Source organism: Streptomyces sp. NPDC015345 (genome assembly GCF_043078805.1).
Classification (GTDB): Bacteria; Actinomycetota; Actinomycetes; order Streptomycetales; family Streptomycetaceae; genus Streptomyces.
Genome location: NZ_JBIBTX010000012.1, coordinates 83,095 through 102,645, shown reverse-complemented (window position 1 = coordinate 102,645; position 19,551 = coordinate 83,095). Strand labels below are relative to the sequence as shown.

24 protein-coding genes are annotated in these 19,551 nt (G+C 71.6%); 12 read left to right on the top strand and 12 right to left on the bottom strand.

What is annotated here, in order from left to right:
- Nucleotides 1-179: 179 nt before the first annotated feature.
- Both ACF062_RS35975 and ACF062_RS35970 read left to right on the top strand, forming a co-directional pair.
- Nucleotides 180-1,175, top strand: a complete 996-nt coding sequence (locus tag ACF062_RS35975) for an RNA polymerase sigma-70 factor (protein WP_392143948.1) — start codon at nucleotides 180-182, stop codon at nucleotides 1,173-1,175.
- A 210-nt stretch (nucleotides 1,176-1,385) separates the two neighbouring features.
- Entirely contained in the window at nucleotides 1,386-2,960 is a 1,575-nt protein-coding gene (locus ACF062_RS35970; protein ID WP_392143946.1) for a carbohydrate-binding protein, read from the top strand.
- Nucleotides 2,961-3,070: 110 nt separating this feature from the next.
- Here ACF062_RS35970 and ACF062_RS35965 read toward each other — a convergent pair whose 3' ends face one another.
- Nucleotides 3,071-4,618, bottom strand: coding sequence for an MFS transporter (locus ACF062_RS35965; RefSeq protein WP_392143945.1), 1,548 nt, complete (start codon nucleotides 4,616-4,618; stop codon nucleotides 3,071-3,073).
- Nucleotides 4,619-4,795: 177 nt separating this feature from the next.
- On the opposite strand from ACF062_RS35965, the gene ACF062_RS35960 reads away from it, so the two are divergent.
- Both ACF062_RS35960 and ACF062_RS35955 read left to right on the top strand, forming a co-directional pair.
- A complete protein-coding gene (locus tag ACF062_RS35960; RefSeq protein WP_392143943.1) occupies nucleotides 4,796-5,266 on the top strand; it encodes a MarR family winged helix-turn-helix transcriptional regulator in 471 nt (156 codons plus the stop codon).
- Between the two features lie 107 nt (nucleotides 5,267-5,373).
- Nucleotides 5,374-5,781, top strand: coding sequence for a RidA family protein (locus ACF062_RS35955; protein ID WP_392143941.1), 408 nt, complete (start codon nucleotides 5,374-5,376; stop codon nucleotides 5,779-5,781).
- A 31-nt stretch (nucleotides 5,782-5,812) separates the two neighbouring features.
- Here the strand turns inward: ACF062_RS35955 and ACF062_RS35950 are convergent, their stop codons facing one another.
- The 3 genes from ACF062_RS35950 to ACF062_RS35940 are packed head-to-tail and all read right to left on the bottom strand — an operon-like array spanning nucleotide 5,813 to nucleotide 7,346.
- A complete protein-coding gene (locus ACF062_RS35950) occupies nucleotides 5,813-5,998 on the bottom strand; it encodes a hypothetical protein (RefSeq protein ID WP_392143939.1) in 186 nt (61 codons plus the stop codon).
- A complete protein-coding gene (locus ACF062_RS35945) occupies nucleotides 5,998-6,207 on the bottom strand; it encodes a hypothetical protein (RefSeq protein ID WP_392143937.1) in 210 nt (69 codons plus the stop codon). Before ACF062_RS35945 ends, ACF062_RS35950 begins: the two co-directional genes overlap by 1 nt.
- Nucleotides 6,204-7,346 carry a glutamate--cysteine ligase gene (locus ACF062_RS35940; protein WP_392143935.1) on the bottom strand — a complete coding sequence of 381 codons (1,143 nt, stop codon included), beginning with the start codon at nucleotides 7,344-7,346 and terminating at the stop codon, nucleotides 6,204-6,206. The genes ACF062_RS35945 and ACF062_RS35940 overlap by 4 nt, the downstream gene beginning before the upstream one ends.
- A 146-nt stretch (nucleotides 7,347-7,492) precedes the next feature.
- Here ACF062_RS35940 and ACF062_RS35935 point away from each other — a divergent pair, with 146 nt between their 5' ends.
- The 4 genes from ACF062_RS35935 (at nucleotide 7,493) to ACF062_RS35920 (ending at nucleotide 10,304) form a co-directional block, all read left to right on the top strand.
- Nucleotides 7,493-8,458 carry an LLM class F420-dependent oxidoreductase gene (locus ACF062_RS35935; RefSeq protein ID WP_392143933.1) on the top strand — a complete coding sequence of 322 codons (966 nt, stop codon included), beginning with the start codon at nucleotides 7,493-7,495 and terminating at the stop codon, nucleotides 8,456-8,458.
- A 77-nt stretch (nucleotides 8,459-8,535) separates the two neighbouring features.
- Nucleotides 8,536-8,952, top strand: coding sequence for a hypothetical protein (locus tag ACF062_RS35930; protein WP_392143931.1), 417 nt, complete (start codon nucleotides 8,536-8,538; stop codon nucleotides 8,950-8,952).
- Nucleotides 8,953-9,132: 180 nt separating this feature from the next.
- The gene (locus ACF062_RS35925; protein ID WP_392143929.1) at nucleotides 9,133-9,537 is read left to right on the top strand and encodes a hypothetical protein; all 405 of its coding nucleotides are present in this window, start codon (nucleotides 9,133-9,135) and stop codon (nucleotides 9,535-9,537) included.
- Nucleotides 9,538-9,620: 83 nt separating this feature from the next.
- Nucleotides 9,621-10,304, top strand: a complete 684-nt coding sequence (locus ACF062_RS35920) for a DUF6766 family protein (protein WP_392143927.1) — start codon at nucleotides 9,621-9,623, stop codon at nucleotides 10,302-10,304.
- A gap of 17 nt (nucleotides 10,305-10,321) precedes the next feature.
- On the opposite strand, the gene ACF062_RS35915 is transcribed toward ACF062_RS35920, so the two are convergent.
- Genes ACF062_RS35915 through ACF062_RS35905 form a run of 3 tightly spaced genes read right to left on the bottom strand, consistent with a single transcriptional unit; the run spans nucleotide 10,322 to nucleotide 12,301 of the window.
- Nucleotides 10,322-11,368 carry an iron-containing redox enzyme family protein gene (locus ACF062_RS35915; protein ID WP_392143925.1) on the bottom strand — a complete coding sequence of 349 codons (1,047 nt, stop codon included), beginning with the start codon at nucleotides 11,366-11,368 and terminating at the stop codon, nucleotides 10,322-10,324.
- Nucleotides 11,365-11,622 carry a CDGSH iron-sulfur domain-containing protein gene (locus tag ACF062_RS35910; RefSeq protein ID WP_392143923.1) on the bottom strand — a complete coding sequence of 86 codons (258 nt, stop codon included), beginning with the start codon at nucleotides 11,620-11,622 and terminating at the stop codon, nucleotides 11,365-11,367. Before ACF062_RS35910 ends, ACF062_RS35915 begins: the two co-directional genes overlap by 4 nt.
- On the bottom strand, nucleotides 11,606-12,301 hold the full coding sequence (locus tag ACF062_RS35905) for a HemK2/MTQ2 family protein methyltransferase (protein ID WP_392143921.1): 696 nt from the start codon (nucleotides 12,299-12,301) through the stop codon (nucleotides 11,606-11,608). Before ACF062_RS35905 ends, ACF062_RS35910 begins: the two co-directional genes overlap by 17 nt.
- Before the next feature lie 228 nt (nucleotides 12,302-12,529).
- Here ACF062_RS35905 and ACF062_RS35900 point away from each other — a divergent pair, with 228 nt between their 5' ends.
- Nucleotides 12,530-13,708, top strand: a complete 1,179-nt coding sequence (locus ACF062_RS35900) for a 4-hydroxybenzoate 3-monooxygenase (RefSeq protein WP_392143919.1) — start codon at nucleotides 12,530-12,532, stop codon at nucleotides 13,706-13,708.
- A 56-nt stretch (nucleotides 13,709-13,764) separates the two neighbouring features.
- Here ACF062_RS35900 and ACF062_RS35895 read toward each other — a convergent pair whose 3' ends face one another.
- Complete coding sequence (locus ACF062_RS35895) at nucleotides 13,765-14,286, bottom strand: DUF6328 family protein (RefSeq protein ID WP_392143917.1); 522 nt, start codon at nucleotides 14,284-14,286, stop codon at nucleotides 13,765-13,767.
- A gap of 176 nt (nucleotides 14,287-14,462) precedes the next feature.
- On the opposite strand from ACF062_RS35895, the gene ACF062_RS35890 reads away from it, so the two are divergent.
- Nucleotides 14,463-14,690 carry a DUF5133 domain-containing protein gene (locus ACF062_RS35890; RefSeq protein ID WP_392143916.1) on the top strand — a complete coding sequence of 76 codons (228 nt, stop codon included), beginning with the start codon at nucleotides 14,463-14,465 and terminating at the stop codon, nucleotides 14,688-14,690.
- 37 nt (nucleotides 14,691-14,727) lie between these two features.
- On the opposite strand, the gene ACF062_RS35885 is transcribed toward ACF062_RS35890, so the two are convergent.
- The 3 genes from ACF062_RS35885 to ACF062_RS35875 form a co-directional block, all read right to left on the bottom strand.
- A complete protein-coding gene (locus ACF062_RS35885) occupies nucleotides 14,728-16,125 on the bottom strand; it encodes an NADP-dependent succinic semialdehyde dehydrogenase (protein WP_392143914.1) in 1,398 nt (465 codons plus the stop codon).
- A gap of 167 nt (nucleotides 16,126-16,292) precedes the next feature.
- On the bottom strand, nucleotides 16,293-16,709 hold the full coding sequence (locus ACF062_RS35880; RefSeq protein WP_205036042.1) for a CBS domain-containing protein: 417 nt from the start codon (nucleotides 16,707-16,709) through the stop codon (nucleotides 16,293-16,295).
- 132 nt (nucleotides 16,710-16,841) lie between these two features.
- Nucleotides 16,842-17,321, bottom strand: a complete 480-nt coding sequence (locus ACF062_RS35875) for a DUF1348 family protein (RefSeq protein WP_392143912.1) — start codon at nucleotides 17,319-17,321, stop codon at nucleotides 16,842-16,844.
- A gap of 135 nt (nucleotides 17,322-17,456) precedes the next feature.
- Between ACF062_RS35875 and ACF062_RS35870 the strand changes: the two genes are divergently transcribed.
- Nucleotides 17,457-18,008: a TetR/AcrR family transcriptional regulator gene (locus ACF062_RS35870; RefSeq protein ID WP_392143910.1), complete on the top strand. Its 552-nt coding sequence runs from the start codon at nucleotides 17,457-17,459 to the stop codon at nucleotides 18,006-18,008.
- A 29-nt stretch (nucleotides 18,009-18,037) separates the two neighbouring features.
- Nucleotides 18,038-18,475, top strand: coding sequence for a nitroreductase family deazaflavin-dependent oxidoreductase (locus tag ACF062_RS35865; protein ID WP_392143908.1), 438 nt, complete (start codon nucleotides 18,038-18,040; stop codon nucleotides 18,473-18,475).
- Nucleotides 18,476-18,515: 40 nt separating this feature from the next.
- Here the strand turns inward: ACF062_RS35865 and ACF062_RS35860 are convergent, their stop codons facing one another.
- Entirely contained in the window at nucleotides 18,516-19,406 is an 891-nt protein-coding gene (locus tag ACF062_RS35860) for a glycoside hydrolase family 19 protein (RefSeq protein WP_392143906.1), read from the bottom strand.
- Between the last annotated feature and the right edge of the window lie 145 nt (nucleotides 19,407-19,551).

The following is a 19,551-nucleotide window of genomic DNA, read 5'->3' as shown; positions in this document are numbered from 1 at the left end:
GACGCGCTTACTCGCTTGCTCGCTCGCGCGGCGTCCGGCGAACACAAGACGCCGACGCCGCGAACCCTGTGACAGCACGCCCATGTGATGCAGGCCACCGGACCGGGACGTCACAGAGCAGTGGGCCGCGGCGTCTTGTGCGTGTGGCGGTGCTGAGAGCGAACAGGCGGGAGCCGGGCATGACCGAGCGCAGCGAACGGACCGCGGAACCGGCCGGGCCGTTCGGCCGCGCGGACCCCGCACGGCACGCGCCCGACGTGGAGACCGTTGCCTCCGCCCCCGCCGCCGCGCCTTCCCTGGACTCCGCCACTCGGGCCTACGTCGACCACCGCAACCTGCTGTTCACCGTCGCCTACGAGATGCTCGGTTCCGCCGCCGACGCCGAGGACGTCCTCCAGGAGACCTGGCTGCGCTGGGCGGAGGTCGACCTCGGCGCCGTGCGGGATGCGCGCGCCTACCTGGTGCGGATCGTCACCCGGCAGTCGCTGGACCGGCTGCGCGCGCTCGGCCGGCGCAAGGAGTACTACGTCGGGCCGTGGTTGCCCGAGCCCTTGCTGACCGCGCCCGATGTGGCGGAGGACGTGGAGCTCGCCGAGAGCGTCTCGATGGCGATGCTGCTGGTCCTTGAGACGCTCACGCCGACCGAGCGTGCGGTGTTCGTGCTGCGCGAGGTGTTCGAGTCGGAGTACGACGACATCGCCGAAGCCGTCGGCAAGACCCCCGCCGCCGTACGCCAGATCGCCCACCGGGCACGGGCACACGTCGCCGCGCGGCGGCCGCGCGGCACCGTCACACCGGCCGAGACCCGCGCCGCGCTCCAGGCCTTCCAACGGGCGGTCGAGACCGGCGACATGCGGCGCCTGCTCGACATCCTCGCGCCGGACGTGGTCGCCCTGAGCGACGGCGGCGGAGTCAGGCACGCCCTGCTCCGGCCGGTCGTGGGGGCCGACAAGGTGGCTCGCCTGCTGGCCGCGGGCTGGTACAAGCGCGGCGTCGAAAGGTCGGTCGAGCCGATCCAGGTCAATGGCGGCCCGGGACTGCTCGTCCGGGCCGACGGGGAGATCGACGGCGTGCTGGCCGTGCGGGTCGACGACGGCTGCGTCTCCGGGCTCTACCACGTACGCAACCCCGAGAAGCTGAACCGTGTGCGGCGGCAGACCCCCATGAGCCGCTGACGGGGGAGAGGGCAGTGCGCGCCCTCCTTTCAGCCGGTTGAGCAATGTTCGTCTACGTGAACTGAAATCACGTACATGTCTATTGACGTGCCCACGGCAGGCAATTAACGTCCCGGCGAAAGCGCTTTCCCCGCAGGGATGCGGCGGCCGGAGGAATCTGGCGTTCACGCATCCGAACCCCCCGCTCAGCCAACAACCTGGAGACGAACGGTGAAATCGAGACCAGTCATCGCGTCCGTCGGCCTCCTCGCCGGCTCACTCGTCGCTCTGTCCGGAACCACGGCGCAGGCCGCGCCCACCCGTCACGAGGCCGAGAACGCCCCCGCGGTCTGCACCGGCACCATCGACTCCGACTGGGGCGGCTACTCGGGCAGCGGCTTCTGCAACGCCGACAACGCGGTCGGAGCCCACGTACCGGTCACGGTGAACGCGCCCGCCTCGGGCACGGCGACCCTCACGGTCCGCTTCGCCAACGGATCCGGCACCGCGCGGCCCGCGAACATCACGGTGAACGGCTCGACGGCCGCGTCGGCGTCGTTCGAGACCACCGGCGCGTGGGACACGTGGGTGACGAAGTCGCTGACCGTGCCGGTCAATTCGGGCAGCAACACCGTCCGGCTCAGCCCCACCACGGCCGCCGGTCTGCCCAACGTCGACTACGTCGAGGCCGACGGCGTCGGGACCACCCCGCCGCCCTCCGCGACGGCCCTGTACGTGGCGCCGAACGGCACCGACGGCGCGGCCGGAACCCAGGCCGACCCGACGACGCTCACCTCGGCGATCTCCCGGGTCACTCCCGGCGGCACGATCTACCTGCGCGGCGGGACGTACCGCCACGCGAAGACGGTCACCATCCCCGCGGGCAACAACGGCACCCCCGCCGCCCGCACGAAACTCTCCGCCTACCCGGGCGAGACCCCCGTGCTCGACTTCTCGGCCATGAGCGAGGACCCCGCCAACCGGGGACTCGCCGTGAACGGCGCGTACTGGCACGTCAACGGCCTCGTCGTCGAACGCGCCGGGGACAACGGCATCTTCGTCGGGGGCAGCGGCAACGTCATCGAGCGCACCGTGACCCGCTTCAACCGCGACTCTGGGCTCCAGCTCTCGCGGATGGCCTCCACCACCCCGCGCGACCAGTGGCCCTCCAACAACCTCATCCTGAGCGCCGAGTCGCACGACAACGCCGACTCCGACGGGGAGGACGCCGACGGCTTCGCCTCGAAGCTCACCACCGGCCCCGGCAACGTCTTCCGCTACGCCGTCGCCCACCACAACATCGACGACGGCTGGGACCTCTACACCAAGACGGACACCGGACCCATCGGCCCGGTGACCATCGAGGACTCCCTGGCCCACACCAACGGTACGCTGTCCGACGGCACCGTGAACGCCAACGGCGACCGCAACGGCTACAAGCTCGGCGGCGAGGACATCGCGGTCGACCACGTCATCAAGCGCAGCATCGCCCACAACAACGGCAAGCACGGGTTCACGTACAACAGGAACCCCGGCAAGATGACGATGTCCGGCAACATCAGTGTCGGCAACGCCCAGCGCAACTTCTCCTTCGACGCCGGCACCACGGTTTTCCGGGACAACGTCTCCTGCCGCACCGGCAGCGGCTCGAACGACAAGGTCGTCGGCAACGCGGACGGCTCGAACCAGTTCTGGTCCGGTGTGAACGGCTCCCGGTGCTCCGCGTACACCGGCGCGCTGAAGTGGTCCTTCGCCGCGGACGGCCGCCTGGTGGTGTCCTTCGGCGGCAACCAAGTGACGCCGTAACCAACCCCGCCACGACGCAAGCCGCCCCCCGACCAGCACTCCGACCGGGTCTCGTGGACCGTCCGGTCTGGGTGGGCCGGGGGGCGTGCCCATGGTGTCCTGACGTCGCGTCAGGCGGTGACGGCCGCCGCCTTCGCGGGCTCGGCGGCCGGGGTCTCTGCGGTCACAGTGGTCTCAGCGGGCTCCGTCTCGGTCCCCGCGCCGCCCGCCGTGCCCGGCGTACGCGACCGGGTCCCGCCCCGGGCGAGGCCGACCAGCGCCACCGCGACGATCAGGACGAACGCCGCCCCGGCGAGGGCGAAGCTCAGCGTGAACTGGCTCTCGGCGGGCAGCGCGGGCGCACCGGCCGGCAGGTTCTCCAGCGTCTTGGACGCCAGCAGGGAGGTGATGATCGCGCTGGCGATCGCGCTGCCGACGGACCGGGAGATGGAGTTGAGGCCGTTGGCGATGCCCGTCTGGTGGTGCGGGACGCCGGCCACGATGAGCGCGGGCATGGCGGCGTAACCGAAGCTGATGGCCACGCCGATCAGCATCCCGGCGAGGATGACCGACGCCGAGGAGTCGTGCGCGGCGGTCAGCCAGGCGAAGCCGCCGACGCCGAACACGGCGCCCGTGGCGAGGGTGAGCCGCGGCCCGATCCGCCCGACCAGCATGCCGCCGAACTGCGCGGCGATCAGCGAGATCAGCGTGGCCGGCAGCAGGTACTCGACGGAGGACCGCAGGACCGAGGCCCCGAAGCCGTAGCCGGTGAGTTCCTTCGGCATCTGCACCAGGTACGCGACGCCGATGAACTGCGAGAACATCGCGAAGCCGAGGAACAGTCCGGCGAGGTTGGTGAAGAGCACCGGCCGGTGGGCGAACATCCGCATGTCCACCATGGGCTCGCGGACCGTGCGCTCCACCAGGGTCCAGACGGCCGCCATCACGACGGCGCCGGCGAACAGGCCGAGGGTGCGCCCGGAGGTCCAGCCCCACTCGTGGCCCTGCGAGATCGGCAGCAGGAGCAGGACGAGCAGCACCGCCAGGGTCGCCGCGCCGAGCCAGTCGGTCCGGCCGCCCGTCGTGGACCGCGACGCGGGAACGCGTATCAGAACGCCTACGAGGGCCACCACCGCGAGAGCGGCCGCGAGCCAGAACACCCGGTGGTAGTCGGGGTCCGGGCCCTGGGTGAGCAGGCCCGCCGCGACGAGCGCGAGGCCGCTGCCGACCGCGAGCGTGCCGCTGACCATGGCCATGGCGCCGTGCAGCTTCGCCGGGGGCATCTCCTCCCGCAGGACCGACAGGGCGAGCGGGAAGATCGCGGTGGCGGCGCCCTGGAGGACGCGGCCGACGACGAGCCACAGCAGCGAACTGGTGGTGGCGGCCAGGACCGATCCGGCGATCATCAGCAGCAGGACGCCGACCAGGGTGGGCTTCTTGCCGTGCATGTCGCCGAAGCGGCCGAGGAGCGGGGTGAAGACCGCGGCGGACAGCAGGGTCGCCGTGGTGACCCAGCTGACGTTCGCGGTGGAGGTGCCGAGGTCGCCCTGGATGATGCTCATGATCGGCACGACGAGGGTCTGCATCATCGAGACGATCATGGCGGCGAGGCCGAGGACCAGGACGAGCGAGGTGTCTCCTGCGGGGCGTCTGTGCGCCGCGCGAGCTGTGGATGTCACGGGGTTACTTCCGTTGGTCGTTGGTCGAGCGCGTGGGGGATGGCGGCCTCGTCGGAGCGAGGGCGGGAACTTGAGGCCTGTGAAGGTGAAGAACCAAGAAGGTTGATGTACTCAAGTAACTCGGTAGAGGTAAACATCGAAAGTTGAAGTCGTCAAGTTTCGGGTTACGCTGGTCCCATGCCCGAGACACCCGACGTGCGCCCCGGCGCGTCCCACGCCCCGCTGCTCGACGCCCTGTGGGCCTCCATGGCGGGCCTCTACGGAGACCTCACCGCGGCCGCCGCGGCGCAGGGGCTCACCTACAGCCAGGCCAAGGCGCTGAACGTGCTGCGACGGAACGGCCCGGCCCCCATGCGGGTGCTGGCCGCCTCGTTCCGGTGTGACGCCTCGAACATGACCGGGATCGTCGACCGCCTGGAGAGCCGCGGCCTGGTCCGCCGCGAACCGAGCCCGACGGACCGGCGGGTGAAGAACGTCGTCCTCTCCGAGGAGGGCGTGGCGGCGGTGGAGAAGATCCGCGCCGGCATGCACGCCACCCATGAGGCGCTGGACGCGCTCAGCGAGGAGGAGCGGGCCACCCTCCAGGACCTCCTCGCCCGCCTGTCGCCGGACGCGGGCGCCGCCCCTCGGGCGGCAAAGGCACCTTGAGGTTCCCCAGGCACTAAAAAGTGCGTTCTTCCACGTCAGCGGTCACTCTCCTACGGTTTCCGAGTAACCACTGGAGAGCACGAACGCAGCGCGAGGAGGCGGGAACCATGGCCATCACCCTGGTGGACCCCACTGGATTGCCGAAGATCGACGCCTATCGGCAGGTCTCGGTCGCGACCGGGTCGAGGCTGGTCTTCATCGCCGGGCAGGTCGCCTGGGACGCCGAGGGGGTCACGGTCGGCGAAGGCGACCTCGCCGCCCAGGTCGAGCAGTGCTACCTCAACATCGGCACCGCGCTTGCGGAGATCGGCGGATCCTTCGACGACGTGGCGAAACTGACCGTCTACGTCGTCGACTGGACCCCCGACAAGATGCCGCTGTTCGTGGAGGGCGCCGCGCGGGCGGCCGCGAAGCTGGGGGTCGCACCGGTGCCGCCGGGCACGCTGCTGGGCGTCGCGGCGCTGGCCGCCCCCGGTCTGCTGGTCGAGATCGAGGCCGCCGCGGTCCTCGACTGAGCGGCACGGCCGACGGCCGCCGCGGGCGGTGTCACCCGCCCGCGGCGTCCCCGGGCCTCCCGGCGGAGCAGGTCCCCCGGCTGATCCCGACGCGCGCCGCGAGCTCGCCCACGGATGTCTTCCACCGGGCCAGCATCATGCCGATGCCGATGCCGATGCCGATGCCGATGCCGATGCCGATGCCGATGCCGATGCCGATGCCGACGGCGATCGGCATCAGATCGCCTCGTCCAGCTCGGCCTTCAGCCGGCTCGCCTCTGCGTCGCGCGTGACCGCCGGGGCGAGCGGCATCCGCAGGACGAGCACGCTGGGCACGACCCCGAGGACCGCTACGGCGACCCCGCGAAGCAGGACCACGCCCGGCGCGACGGCCTCGCCGGGCGCACCGCCCCCCAGGGAGAGGACAGGTCCGGCTAAGGAGCTCACGTCGCCTGGGTCCGGCGGGCGCACTCCGCGACCATCGAGCTCAGGCTCCCGGTGCGGTCCAGGAGGTTCCGCTGGATGCGGGCCCCCGTGCCGTGTTCGAGCAGGTCCGCCGCCGCCTTGCGGGCCATGGCGAGGTCGCCGGCCTCCTCCAGGGCGTCCCGTACGTGGTCCAGGAGCGCCGTCACCACCTCGCCGGCGGGCGCGGGCCGCATGGTCAGCGGGTGCAGCAGGGTGTCCTCCAGGCCGGACCGGGCGGCCCGCCACGCCGCCAGGCGCAGCAGGCTGACGCTGTGCCCCAGCGGCGGACGGCCCGCGCGCCACTCCCGCGCGGCCGTCTCGACCAGCGCCCGGGCGAGGGCCGCGATCAGGACGGTGGTGGAGGCCTCCAGGCAGACGTCCGCGACCCGGATCTCGACGGTGGGGTAGCGGTGGGAGAGCCGGGCGTCGAAATAGACCATGCCCCGGTCGCGCAGGACACCGGTGGCGACCATGTCGCGTACCTGTTCCTCGTACCGCTCGGCGGAACCGAAGATCTGGGTGGGACCGGCCATCGGCCAGCGCCCCCACACCCTGCTGCGATAGCTGCTGTACCGGCTGTCGTGGCCCTGCCAGTACGGCGAGTTGGAACTCAGGGCCACCAGGACCGAGAGCCAGGGGCGGATCCGGTCGAGTACGGCCACGCCCTCCTCGTCCGACTCCACCGAGACGTGGACGTGGCAGCCGCAGGTCAGCTGCTCCTGGGTGGTCAGGCCGAACTGTTCCTCCATCCACTGGTAGCGGCTGCCCACGTTGATCTTCGGGCTGACCGGCAGGGGAGAGGTCGCGAGGGCGGCGACCGCCGCCCCCAGGTCACCCGCGTGCCGGGCCGCCTCCGTGCGCCACCGGGCGATCTCCTCCGCGAGGTCGTCCATCCCGGTCCGCGGCTGCGTGGCGAACTCCAGCTGCTGGCCCGTGAGCTCCTTCTCGAACGTCTCCTCCTCGGGGTCGCGATAGTCGTCGGCATGCCGCGTGCCCCCGGGACCGTCGGGGCTCTCGGCGGCCTTGGCCGCCCGGGCCAGGACCGCCGAGGACAGGGCCCGCGGCTCGCCGCTCTCGCGATCGATGAGGAGGAGCTCCTCCTCCACTCCTACAGTGCGCAACCGATGCCGCCTCTCTCCGTGACCGTCTCCGGCGGCGGATGCCGCCCTGGTCGTCCACGTACCCGCATGCCGGGTTCGCAGCCGCCTTCGGTGGCCTCGGAGCTGCCGGAGGTTTCAGCGAGAGCATTTCGGCAAAGCGATGGTTTATGGTGCAAATCGGCTACACAATGATGACTGAGCAAGCCGGGCCCCGCGCCCTGGTCGAGGATGTGGTCGCCGCCGAGCAGGCGGGCTTCGACTTCTCCGTCACCTCGGACCACTATTTCCCGTGGCTGGAGTCCCAGGGGCACTCCCCGTACGCCTGGAGCGTACTCGGCGCCGCGGCACAGGCCACCTCGCGGATCCCGCTCATGACGTACGTGACCTGCCCGACGGTCCGCTACCACCCGGCCGTGGTCGCGCAGAAGGCCGCGACGATGCAGCTGCTCTCCGAAGGCCGCTTCCGGCTCGGTCTCGGCTCGGGAGAGAACCTCAACGAGCACGTCGTCGGCGCCGGTTGGCCCTCCCCGCAGACCCGGCTCGAGATGCTGGAGGAAGCGATCGAGATCATCCGCGCCCTCTTCGCCGGTGACAACGTGAACCACCAGGGCACCCACTTCGACGTGGCGAACGCCCGCCTGTGGGACCTCCCCGACGAGCTGCCGCCCATCGGCGTCGCCGTCTCCGGCAAACGGTCCTGCGCCCTGGCCGGACGCCTCGCCGACCTCGTCATCGCGACCGAGCCCAAGGCCGAGCTGCTCGACTCCTTCGACCGGCACGGCGGCAGCGGCAAGCCCCGCGTCGGCCAGCTGCCCGTCTGCTACGACCCCGACAAGGACGCGGCCGTGGCCCGCGCCCACGACCAGTTCCGCTGGTCCATGGGTGGCTGGCCGGTCAACTCCGAACTGCCGGGGCCCTCGGGCTTCGCGGGCGCCACGCAGTTCGTCACCGAGCAGGACATCGCGGAGCAGATCCCCTGCGGCGACAAGGTCGACGACTTCGTCGAGGCCGTACGCCCCTACGCCGAGGCCGGCTTCACCGAGATCGCCCTCGTCCAGGTGGGCGGCGACCATCAGCGTCCCTTCATCGAATGGGCCGAGAAGAACCTGCTGCCCGCCTTGCGCGACCTGTGACCCGCCGGGTACCCGCCACTTCACCGGGTACCCGCGCCCCCGTCAGGCATCAGCGACCCCACCGGAGAGAGTCAAGCGTGAACGACACACCGACCCCCGCTTCCCCCACCCAGCAGCCCGACTCCGACCTGGTGCAAGTCGCGCTCGACGACTGCTCCCCGGCCGACGCGGACACCGTCTTCACCGTGCTGAACGAGTACTTCCCGTCCGACCGCGGCTACGACGCGCCTCACCAGACGAGCGACACGCGGCCCGCCGTCTGGACCGGCGTCTTCTGCGCCTCGCGTACCCCGGAGGCCGTCCCCGGCGTCCTGCTCGCGGGCTCCGTCACCGCCGACCTGCAAGGCGGCCCCGTCGCGGTGAACAGGCTGCGCGCGGCGCTCGAATCGGCCTTCGAAGCGAAGGTCACCGGCACCGTCTCCGGCGACCAGGAGGTCCAGACCCAGCTGCGCCTTACGGGCGCCGAACGCGGGGAGCCGCGCGAGAAGACCTGAGCGGGCGGCGGCCCCCGCCCGGCGCCCACCTCGATCGGGCGCACCCCCGCGTGTCGGACGCACACGTTCCGCTCCCCTTGGCGGCCTACGGGCATCGTGTCGTGAGGCGCTCGCACCCGCGCGGACCACCGCCGGGTGCGGCAGCCGACGAACCGGCCGCCGCGGAGGGGAGCAGAACTGGTGCGAGCAACGAGGTCGGGACTGCTCGCGGCGGCGCTCCTCGGCGCGCTGACCGGCTGCGGCGACGCCGACGCGCGTGAGGACGCCGCCGCCGAGGCGGCGTCCCGCTTCGAGGCGAGTCTGCGCGCGAGTGACGCGGTACGCGGCTGCGCGGCGCTCGCCCCGGGGACCCGCGACGAACTGGAGCAGTCCTCTGAACAGCCCTGCGCGCGGGCTCTGCCCGAGGCGGGTCTGCCCCTCGCGCAGGAGATCCGCGGCGTCGACGTGTACGGACGGCAGGCGCGTGTCGTGACCGACCGCGACACGCTTTTCCTGTCGTCCTTCCCGGGCGGCTGGAAGATCACCGGGGCCGGGTGCACCCCGCGCCCCGAGCAGCCCTATCAGTGTCTGATCAAGGGTGGTTGACGGATGCGGACCTTGTTCACGGCGTATCTGCTCATGGCGGTCGGCGGGCTCGCCTACTGCGTGGCGCTGGGGGTGATGCAGCGGTGACCCGGGACCGGAGCTTCCTGCGCGACAACGGACTGACCCTGGCGTTCGGCGCCGGGTTCCTGCTGACCCTGGCCGGACAGGCCATCGCCGGGCACGCCGAGTTCAACAACCGGCTGATCGCCGAGGAGCTGCACCCGCTGAGCTTCGGCGGCTATCTCCTCACCTCCGACTTCGCCGTCGACGTGACGGAGAACTGGCAGTCGGAGTACCTCCAGTTCTTCCTCTACATCTTCGGCACGGTCTGGCTGCTCCAGCGCGGCTCGCCCGAGTCCAAGGAACTCCACAAGGCCGGCCCGGAGTCCGACGAGGAACAGAAGATCGGGGAGCACGCGAGGCCCGCATCGCCGCGCTGGGCCGGCGTCGGCGGGGCACGTCAGGCCTGGTACTCCCGCTCGCTCGGCATCCTCATGTGCGTGCTGTTCCTGCTCTCGTGGTTCGCCCAGTCCGTCACCGGCGTGGCCGCCTACAACGAAGAGCACCTGCGTGGACTCCAGGCGCCCATCGGCTGGTTCGACTATCTCGGCGCCGCCGACTTCTGGTCCCGCACCCTGCAGAACTGGCAGTCCGAGCTGCTCGCCGTCGGCTCGATGGCCATCTTCTCCGTCTATCTGCGCCAGCGCGGCTCCCCCGAGTCGAAGCCCGTGGGCTCAGCCCACGGCGCGACCGGCGTCGAGGGCTGAGCGGGCGGGCGAACGGCTCACTCGGCCGGGGCGCCCGGACCGAGCGCACCGGGCAGCGGCACGCGCAGCGCAGGGCGTCCCTGCCGCCAGTGCTCCAGGAGGCGCGCGCCGAGACGGTCCTCCAGGAAGCCGGTGGCCCGGACACCGAAGGCCACATCGGCGTCCAGCGCGGGCTCCGCGCTCAGCAGTCCGCCGACCACATCGCGGCGCACCACCTGCTCGTGCACGGCGTCCGCCTCCACGTGCTCGTCGTAGAACCGCTGGGCGGCAGGCCCCGCGCCGGCTCGCCGCAGGGCGTTGGCCAGCCGTCGCGAACCGGGTGACGAGGTCACCTCGACGGCCGCGAAGTGCCCGACCAGCGCGCCGCGCAGGGCGCGGTGCAGACCGAGGAGCGACATGAGATTGACGGCGGCGAGGGCCTCGGCGGGAGCCGCGTCGGCGTAGTGGCCGTACGCCGTCTCCAGGCCCAGATCGGCCATCAGGTCGGCGAAGAGCCGGGCGTGGATCTCCTCCGCACGCCCGGCGCCGAACTCGTCGAACTCGATGGCCACCATGGCCGCCTTGGCCCGGCCGTGCAGCCGGGGGATGACCCAGGCGTGCGGATCGGCCTCCTTCAGGTGGTAGAGGGAGCGCAGCGCCGCGTACTCCCTGAGCTGCCACAGCTCCCCGCCGCGCTGGAGATGGTGGCTGACGCTCGACTCGTCGTGCCCGACGGGCTCCACCAGCAGCGCCGCCAGGGCCTCTTCGGCGCTCTGGTCGGACGGCACATCGGCCCGCAGGGCCGTCAGGAACCGTTGCTCCAACGTGTGGCGCAGGGCAAGCAGCGCGGGATCCCACTCCCGCTCGTCGGGCACACCCTGGAAGCCCTGGTAGTGGAGTTCGTAGAGGATGTACAGCGCCAGCTGGAGGTCGTCGCCGTACGGGTCGGCGCGCTCCGCCTGCCGCTGTCGCGGCGTCGCGACGGGCCCGTCGTACAGCAGCGCGGCGGCGACGGCGTCGGACAGATCGCCGCGCGGGGCCGGGAGTTCGGGGCTGTGGAGGCGGGACTCGACAAAGACCGTCATGACGAGGTGTCCGTTTCCTGGTCCTGGTGACCCGCCGTACGCGTCCGCCCGCCGTCGGGCTTGACCCGGCGGCGGTGACTGGTGTCGCACCAGGGGTACGTACGGCTGCGGCGGCACGTGCAGATCGCGACGGCGAAGCGCCGCGAGGTGTGGACGGCGCCGTCGTCCCCGACCACCTCGACCGGGCCCTCCACCAGGAGAGGGCCCTCGGGGTCGATCGTGACGCGGCGTGGCTGTTCAGCGGAGTTCGGCACGGATGACCACCAGCTCCTCGCGGTTGTCGTCCTCGCCGAGGAGACCGCGCCGACGCAGCCAGCCCCTGCGGGATCGCAGCACGGGCCCGAACGGGATGAACTCCCGGTCCGATATCTCGGCCCGCATGCCGAGCTTCGCGAGCCGGTCGAGCGTGGCGTCGGCGTCGCACAGCGCGGAGTGCACCATCAGCAGGGCGCCGCCCGGGCGCAGGGCGCGGGGCGCGGCGTCGCAGACACGGTCCACGAGGGCCCGCCCGGCGGGGCCGCCGTCCCACGCCCGCGCCGCGCCGCGCCGGGGCAGCCGCGGTGAAGGGGACGGCACGTAGGGCGGGTTGCTGACCACGAGGTCGTAGGGGCCCTTCGGCAGCGCGGTCCGCAGGTCGCCGTGGCGCACGGTGACCGACTGCCCGGCCAGGCGCGCGTTGAGGCGCGCGGTCAGCACCGCTCGCCAGGAGATGTCGACCGCCGTGACCCGCGCGCCCCGGCGGGCCGCGGCGACGGCGAGTGCCCCGGTGCCGGTGCCCAGGTCCAGGACGGAAGTGCCCTCGTCGATGTCCTCGCGGTGCAGGGCGCGGGTCAGGAGTTCGGTGTCGTACTGGGGCGCGTACACCCCGGGTGGGGCGAGCAGATGTGCCGGACGGACCGGCGGCGGCATCGACGTCCGCGTCTGCGTGGTCATGCGGCATCTCCCGTCTGTGGGAACTCCACGAGGGGCGTTCCTCCCTCCACACTCCGCCGGTTCGTCATCGGTCACCACTTGAGGCATCACAGATGGTGACGTGTCACGAACAGCGCGGATCGCTTCCTGCGTCTGTCCTGACCCTGGGTGCCCGCCCGGCGGTGATCCACACCTGCGTGTGCGGGGCCCGGTCCTCCCTGCTCGGAGCGGTGCCGCCATACTCTGCGCATGCCCGTCGTCATCGTGGGGGCCGGTCCCGCCGGCCTCACCGTCGCCAACATCCTGCGTGCCGCCTCCGTGGAGTGCGTGGTCCTGGAGGCGGAGAGCAGGGACTTCATCGAACAGCGGCCCCGCGCGGGATTCCTGGAGGAGTGGGCGGTACGCGCCCTGGAGCGGCGCGGGCTGGCCGACCGGCTCCTCGCGCGTGCGCAGGCGCACAGCGAGTGCGAGTTCCGCGGCGCGGGGCGGCGCCACCGCTTCCGCTACGGCGAGCTGTCCGGGCACCGCCACTTCGTCTACCCCCAGCCCCTGCTGGTCACGGACCTGGTGCGGGTCTACGCCGACGAAGCGGGCGGCGACATCAGGTTCGGCGTACGCGACGTCGCCCTGCACGGCATCGACACCGACCGGCCCTCGGTGGCGTACACGGACCCCGCGACGGGGGAGCGCGTACGGATCGACTGCGACGCCGTCGCGGGTTGCGACGGCGCGCGCGGTGTGACACGTGCCTGCCTGCCCGCCGAGCACGTCACGGTCGCCCGCCGCGACTACGGCATCGGCTGGCTGGCGCTGCTCGCCGAGGCGCCGCCCTCCTCGGAGCGCGTCGTCTTCGGCCTCCACCCCCGCGGCTTCGCCGCCCACATGGCGCGCAGTCCCGAGGTCACCCGCTACTACCTGCAATGCCCGCCTGGCGACGACCCGGCGAACTGGCCGCACGAGCGCGTCTGGGCCGAGCTGCACCAGCGGCTTGCCGCCGACGGCGCACCGCCGCTCGTCGAGGGGCGGCTCATCGAGAAGCGCGTCCTCGACATGCACAACTACGTCGTGGAGCCCATGGCGTACGGGCGCCTGTACCTCGCGGGAGACGCCGCCCACCTCACCGCGCCGATCGCCGCGAAGGGCATGAATCTCGCCCTGCATGACGCGCTGCTCCTCGGCGACGCGCTCGTCGCGTACGTCGGGGAAGGGGACGAGCGCGGGCTGCGGGGTTACTCGGCGGCCGCCCTGCGGCGGGTGTGGGAGTACCAGGAGTTCTCCCAGTGGTTCGCGGACCTCCTGCACGGAGCCTCATCCGGTGACGCTTTCGCCGCGGGGACCGCGGAGGCCCGGCTGCGCCGGCTGTTCGACTCGCGTGCCGCGGCGGTCGCCTTCGCGGAGCTCTACATCGGCAAGGTGTCCGTCGGCTGACGCCCCGCTGCCGCGAGGCGCGAGACGCGAGGCGCGAGGGGCACGGGGTACGCCGGTCAGTCCGCCGACGTGTGCCGGTACCGCGCCCAGGCGGGCAGCACGAACCAGCACAGCAGGTACCAGGCGACGACACCGGCCACCAGCCACGGCACCACGGTGTCGTCGGTGGCGACCCGCAGCACCAGCAGCAGCGCCGCCGTCGACGTGCCGAGCAGCAGGACCAGGCCGGCCAGGGTCAGGCGTGACGCCCACACCACCGCCTGCGGCTTGATCTGGCGGCCCGAGACGATGCGGTGGAAGGAGACGGGGCCGATGAGGGCTCCCGTGGCCGTCGAACCGAGGATCACGGTCACGACGTAGATCTTCTGGTCGGTGTCGCCCAGCTCCGCGTAGCGCGGGGTGAAGACCACGGTGAGGAGGAAGCCGAACAGGATCTGCACTCCGGTCTGGGCCACCCGCACTTCCTGGATCAGCTCGGTCCAGCGGCGGTCGGCGCGCTCGCTCTCCGTCTCGCGGCGGTCGTCGTCCGTGTCTTCCGCTCCGGCCCCGCCCCGGGGCTTGCCGTCCGACGTGTTCACGCCACCGAGTCTGCCCACGAACCGCGGAAACGACAATTCGGAGGCGATCGCCGGCCACGGCAATTGATCACAGCAATTGATCATGACAATTGATCGCGACTTCGCTGATTCGACCGTGTGAGGCGGGGCAGGCGGGCCTTGAGTGAACGTTGGACCCGAACCTCAGGGAGGACCTCGTGCTGCTGGCACACCCCGTCGTGCTGGAAGACCTGGTGGAGCGCTACAAGGCCCTGGCGGTGCTCCGTGCCGACCAGGGGGATGCCGCGGCCCGGCAGGAGTTCCAGGACGTCGCGTACAGCCTCTGCCTGGCCACCGGTACCAGCGACGTCGACGCGGCGCTCGTGGCGGCCAGCCACCGGCTGCCGGGAGCGAGGGTCACGGACGACTCGCTGCTGTCCGCGTGACTCCTGCGCCTCCTTCTCGTGCCCGGGCCTGCCGGGCCTACTCCGCCGGGCCGTGCCAGACCGTCGTGGCGTTGCAGAACTCGCGGATGCCGTGGCCCGAGAGCTCCCGCCCGTAGCCGGAGCGCTTGACGCCGCCGAACGGCAGGCCGGGGTGGGAGGCGGTCACGCCGTTGAAGAAGACGCCGCCCGCCTGGAGGTCCCGTACGCAGCGCGCGATATCGGCCTCGTCGCGGGTCCACACGTTCGAACTCAGTCCGAACGGCGTGTCGTTGGCGAGCGCCACGGCCTCGTCCAGGTCGTCCACGCGGTAGAGCGTGGCCACCGGACCGAACGTCTCCTCGCGGTGGATCCGCATCCGCGGGGTGATGTCCGTGAGGACGGTGGGGGCGTAGAACCAGCCCCGCTCCTGCTCCTTGGGGCGCTGCCCGCCGCAGAGCGCGGTCGCGCCGTGGGCCACCGCGTCGTCGACGAGTTCCTCGAGGTCGGCGCGGCCCCGTTCGCTGGAGAGCGGGCCCACGTCGGTCTCCTCGCTCAGCGGGTCGCCGACGGTCAACTTCCGCATTCCCGCGACGAAACGCTCGCGGAAGGCCTCGTAGACGTCGGCGTGCACGATGAAGCGCTTGGCGGCAATGCAGGACTGGCCGTTGTTCTGCACCCGGGCGGTCACCGCGGTCTTCGCGGCTTGCTCGACGTCGGCGCTCGGCAGCACCAGGTACGGGTCGCTGCCGCCCAGTTCCAGGACGGTCTTCTTGATCTCGTCGCCCGCCACGGACGCCACCGCGCGGCCCGCGGGCTCGCTGCCGGTCAGCGTCGCGGCGGCCACCCGGTGGTCCCGCAGGATGTCCTCGATGGCGTCCGAGCCGACGAGCAGCGTCTGAAAACAGCCCTCGGGGAAGCCGGCCCGGCGGAAGAGGTCTTCCAGGTACAGCGCCGTCCGCGGCACGTTCGAGGCGTGCTTGAGCAGGCCTACGTTGCCCGCCATGAGCGCGGGGGCGGCGAAGCGGACGACCTGCCAGAGCGGGAAGTTCCACGGCATCACGGCGAGCACCACCCCGAGCGGGCGGTAGTGGACGACCGCCCGGGACGCCCCGGAGTCCGTCACGTCGGCCTTGGCGGGGTGCTCGTCCGCGAGGAGGCCCTCGGCGTGGTCGGCGTACCAGCGCATGGCCTTGACGCACTTCGCCGCCTCGGCCCTCGCGGCCTTGATCGGCTTGCCCATCTCCGTGGTCATGGTGCGGGCGATGCTCTCGGTGTCCTCCTCCAGCAGTTCCGCGGCCCGGCGGAGGAGTCGTGAGCGTTCCCCGAAGCTCGTGGTGCGGTGGTGGCCGTACGCGGTGTGGGCCGCCGCCAGCCGGCGTTCGATCTCCGCGGGCGCGATCGGCTCGAAGGTTTCGAGCGTCTCGCCGGTGGCGGGGTTGACCGTGGCGATGGGCATGCCGTTCCTCCTGGTGACGCCTGGCGCGGCCGGGCTGGTGCGGTGGGGGCGGGGGCGGCGGCCCGCCGCCGTTCCACCCTAGGTCGGCGCATGCGCGGGGGCATGCGGAGAGGCGGGGCGCGCGCCCGGGGCGGGGCCGCGCGCTCCGCCCCGGGCGGCGCGTGCCGTCAGTCGGTGGAGAGTGCCTCCAGGAGCTGTCCGGCCTTGGGGTCGGAGAGCGCGCGGGCCGCGTCGGCGAGCGCCACCATGCCCACGAGGGTGTGGCCGTCGATCACGGGCAGCCGACGGACCTTGTGACTCGTCATGGTCGCGAAGACCTCGTCGACGCTGTCGTCCGCGCCGATCGTCACGGCCTCGCTCTGCGCGAGCTCCTTCACCAGGACCTTGGCGGGGTCCTTCCCCTTGCCGAGGACCTTGACCACGATGTCCCGGTCGGTGATGACGCCCTTGAGGCGGTCGTCGGTGCCGCAGATGGGCAGGGCGCCGACGCCGAGTTCGGTGAGCTTAGTGGCCGCCTGGGTGACGGTCTCCTCGGCTCCGGCACACTCGGCGCCCGGCGTCATGATGTCGCGTGCGGTGGTCACGTGGACCTCCTTGGCGGTCGATGGGCGGTCGGGCCTGGTGACCCAGGCCGTTGTCGTCGACCGGGTGCCCCGCACGGCGGGGGATGACACACGGCCGCCCGGGTCCGTTCGCCCGGCCGGTCCGTGCGTCGTTCACAGGCCGAGTTCGGTGAGTCCCGGGTGGTCGTCGGGGCGGCGGCCGAGCGGCCAGTGGTACAGCCGGTCGGACTCCTGGATGGGGAGGTCGTTGATGGAGGCGTGGCGGGCGCGCATCAGGCCGTCGGCGTCGAACTGCCAGTTCTCGTTGCCGTACGAGCGGTACCACTGGCCGGAGTCGTCGCGCCACTCGTACGCGAAGCGCACCGCGATGCGGTCGTCGGAGTGCGCCCACGCCTCTTTGATCAGGCGGTATTCGAGCTCGCGGGCCCACTTGCGGGACAGGAGGGCGACGATGGCGTCGCGCCCGGTGACGAACTCGGCGCGGTTGCGCCAGCGGGAGTCCTCGCTGTAGGCGAGGGCGACCTTCTGGGGGTCGCGGCTGTTCCAGCCGTCCTCGGCGAGACGGACCTTCTCGACGGCCGACCGGCGGCTGAAGGGCGGGACGGGCGGGCGAGGGGTGGAGGGTGTGGTCATGGCTTCCTTCCGTGGGGGCGTCACCTTAGCGAGAACGATCGTTCTCGCACAATGGCGGTGGGGGGTGAATGGTGGGTAGTAGGCTAAGAGAACGTCCGTTCTCGACCCGTTCTCGACCGACCCGTCGGAGGCCCCATGGATCACGCCGAAGCCGAGGCCCGGCTCCTCGACGCCGCGGAGAAGCTGTTCTACGAACGCGGCGTCCAGGCGGTCGGCATGGATCAGGTCCGCACGGCCTCGGGCGTCTCGCTCAAGCGGCTCTACCAGGTCTTCCCGTCCAAGTCGGAGCTGGTCCGCGCCTGTCTCGACCGCCACGACCGCCGGTGGCGGGCACGGCTCGCCGCCCATGTGGAGGGCCGCCCCGCGGGCCGGGAGCGGGTCCTCGCGGTCTACGACTGGCTGTACGAGTGGTTCACCGAACCGGACTTCAGGGGCTGTGCCTTCATCAACGCCTACGGAGAGCTGGGCGCCGTCGATCAGGCGGTCGCCGACACCGTCAGGGCGCACAAGAGCGCGTTCCACGACTACCTCGCCGGTCTTGTGGCGTCAGCGGGCGGGCCCGAGCGCACCGTCGCCCCGCTGGTCCTCCTCGCGGAAGGGGCCATGACGGCCGCCGCGATCTCCGGCTCGCCCGAACCGGCACGTCAAGCCCGCCTCGGTGCCGCCCAGTTGCTGGCCGCGCCGTAAGCTCCGTCCTTTCGGCATATGGAGGGGTGATGGCGAAGACGTATCGCATGAACGCCGGCACACGTGTGATCAATCGCGTGTTCCACACGATGACGCGGCTCGGGGTCGGCAAGGGCTACCGCCACAACCTGACGGTGCGCGGCAGGAAGACCGGCCGTTCCTACTCCACGCCGGTCGATGTGATGTCGGACGGTGACGAGCACTGGCTCGTCGCTGCCTACGGGGTGAGCGACTGGGTGCGCAACGCCCGCGCGGCCGGGCAGGTGGGACTCGGCAGGGGCGGCAGGTCGCGGATGTACAAGGTGGTCGAGCTCGGGCCCGAGGAGAGCGTGCCGGTGCTGCGGCAGTATCTGCGGGAAGTGCCCGTCACCCGGGCCTACTTCGACGTCACCGGCGAGTCGTCCGACGAGGAGTTCGCCGCGGAGGCGGCACGCCATCCGGTGTTCCGGCTGGAGCCGCTGACGTGAAGTGCCGGGCGGGCCTGCCGCGCAGGCCCGCCCGCGGGGATCAGCAGCTCAGGTTCGCGCCGGTCGTGGTGCCGAGGATCTGCGTGAACGCCTTGTACTTGTCGATGCGGCTCTGGACCTGGGCGGGGTTGCCGCCGTTGCACTCCAGGGTGCCGTTGATCGCGCGGATGGTCTCACCAAAACCGGCGCCGTTGACCATGGCGTTGTGTGGGGTCATGGTGCCCGGGCCGCTCTGGGTGTTCCAGTACCAAAGGCCCGTCTGCCAGGCGATGGCCGGGTTCCGCTCCACCAGCCAGGGGTTGTTGAGCAGGTCGATGCCGAGCGCGTCGCCCGCCGCCTTGTAGTTGAAGTTCCAGCTCAGCTGGATCGGGCCGCGGCCGTAGTAGGCGGCCTGTCCGGCGGGGCAGCCGTAGGGCTGGGTCTTGTCGCAGTAGTGGGGGTAGTTGTTCTGGTTCTGCTCGACGACGTGGACCAGGCCGCCCGTCTCGTGGCTGACGTTGGCGAGGAACGCCGCGGCCTCCTGGCGCTTGACGGTGTCGCTGCCGGTGTTCGCGAAGCCCGGGTAGGCCTTGAGCGCGTCGGTCAGGCCCTTGTACGTGTAGAACGAATTCCGGTTCGGGAACATCTGGTTGAACTGGGCCTCGCTGACGACGAAGCCGGACGGGTCGGGGTTGCCCGGCCCCGTGCCGCCACCGCAGGTGCCCTGGTCCGCCCAGACGTCGGAGCGGCCCGGTGTCTCGTTCTGGGTCCACCACTTGGCGGTCCAGTTGTGTCCGTTGTACGAGGCTGACTTGCCGCCGGTGTAGACGGTCGAGGAGCTCCAGGGCGAGGCGCACTCGGCGGCGGACGCCGTGCCGGCGGCCGGGCCCAGGACGATCAGCGCGCCGACCGCTGCCAGTGCGGCCGCGAGGCTGGTGAGGCGTTTGAGCATGCGACATCTCCTAACGGGCGGGGCGGGGGATGGGCCCGCGCCGCCATGGGGGATGTCGGTGACTCAAGCGAAAATGGTCTGAACCTGTCAAGGTCTAGACCAGATCGGGAAGGTAAAACCTCGAACGAATCCCTGCCGTGCCCGC

What these genes read in the sequence shown, in the direction of transcription:
- ACF062_RS35900 (WP_392143919.1), top strand. Translation starts at nt 12,530, where the DNA reads ATGCCCGTCGTCATCGTGGGGGCCGGTCCCGCCGGCCTCACCGTCGCC.
- ACF062_RS35865 (WP_392143908.1), top strand. Translation starts at nt 18,038, where the DNA reads ATGGCGAAGACGTATCGCATGAACGCCGGCACACGTGTGATCAATCGC.
- ACF062_RS35875 (WP_392143912.1), bottom strand. Translation starts at nt 17,321, where the DNA reads ATGACCACACCCTCCACCCCTCGCCCGCCCGTCCCGCCCTTCAGCCGC.
- ACF062_RS35870 (WP_392143910.1), top strand. Translation starts at nt 17,457, where the DNA reads ATGGATCACGCCGAAGCCGAGGCCCGGCTCCTCGACGCCGCGGAGAAG.
- ACF062_RS35950 (WP_392143939.1), bottom strand. Translation starts at nt 5,998, where the DNA reads ATGCCGATCGCCGTCGGCATCGGCATCGGCATCGGCATCGGCATCGGC.
- ACF062_RS35955 (WP_392143941.1), top strand. Translation starts at nt 5,374, where the DNA reads ATGGCCATCACCCTGGTGGACCCCACTGGATTGCCGAAGATCGACGCC.
- ACF062_RS35885 (WP_392143914.1), bottom strand. Translation starts at nt 16,125, where the DNA reads ATGCCCATCGCCACGGTCAACCCCGCCACCGGCGAGACGCTCGAAACC.
- ACF062_RS35915 (WP_392143925.1), bottom strand. Translation starts at nt 11,368, where the DNA reads ATGACGGTCTTTGTCGAGTCCCGCCTCCACAGCCCCGAACTCCCGGCC.
- ACF062_RS35860 (WP_392143906.1), bottom strand. Translation starts at nt 19,406, where the DNA reads ATGCTCAAACGCCTCACCAGCCTCGCGGCCGCACTGGCAGCGGTCGGC.
- ACF062_RS35905 (WP_392143921.1), bottom strand. Translation starts at nt 12,301, where the DNA reads ATGACCACGCAGACGCGGACGTCGATGCCGCCGCCGGTCCGTCCGGCA.
- ACF062_RS35960 (WP_392143943.1), top strand. Translation starts at nt 4,796, where the DNA reads ATGCCCGAGACACCCGACGTGCGCCCCGGCGCGTCCCACGCCCCGCTG.
- ACF062_RS35975 (WP_392143948.1), top strand. Translation starts at nt 180, where the DNA reads ATGACCGAGCGCAGCGAACGGACCGCGGAACCGGCCGGGCCGTTCGGC.
- ACF062_RS35935 (WP_392143933.1), top strand. Translation starts at nt 7,493, where the DNA reads ATGGTGCAAATCGGCTACACAATGATGACTGAGCAAGCCGGGCCCCGC.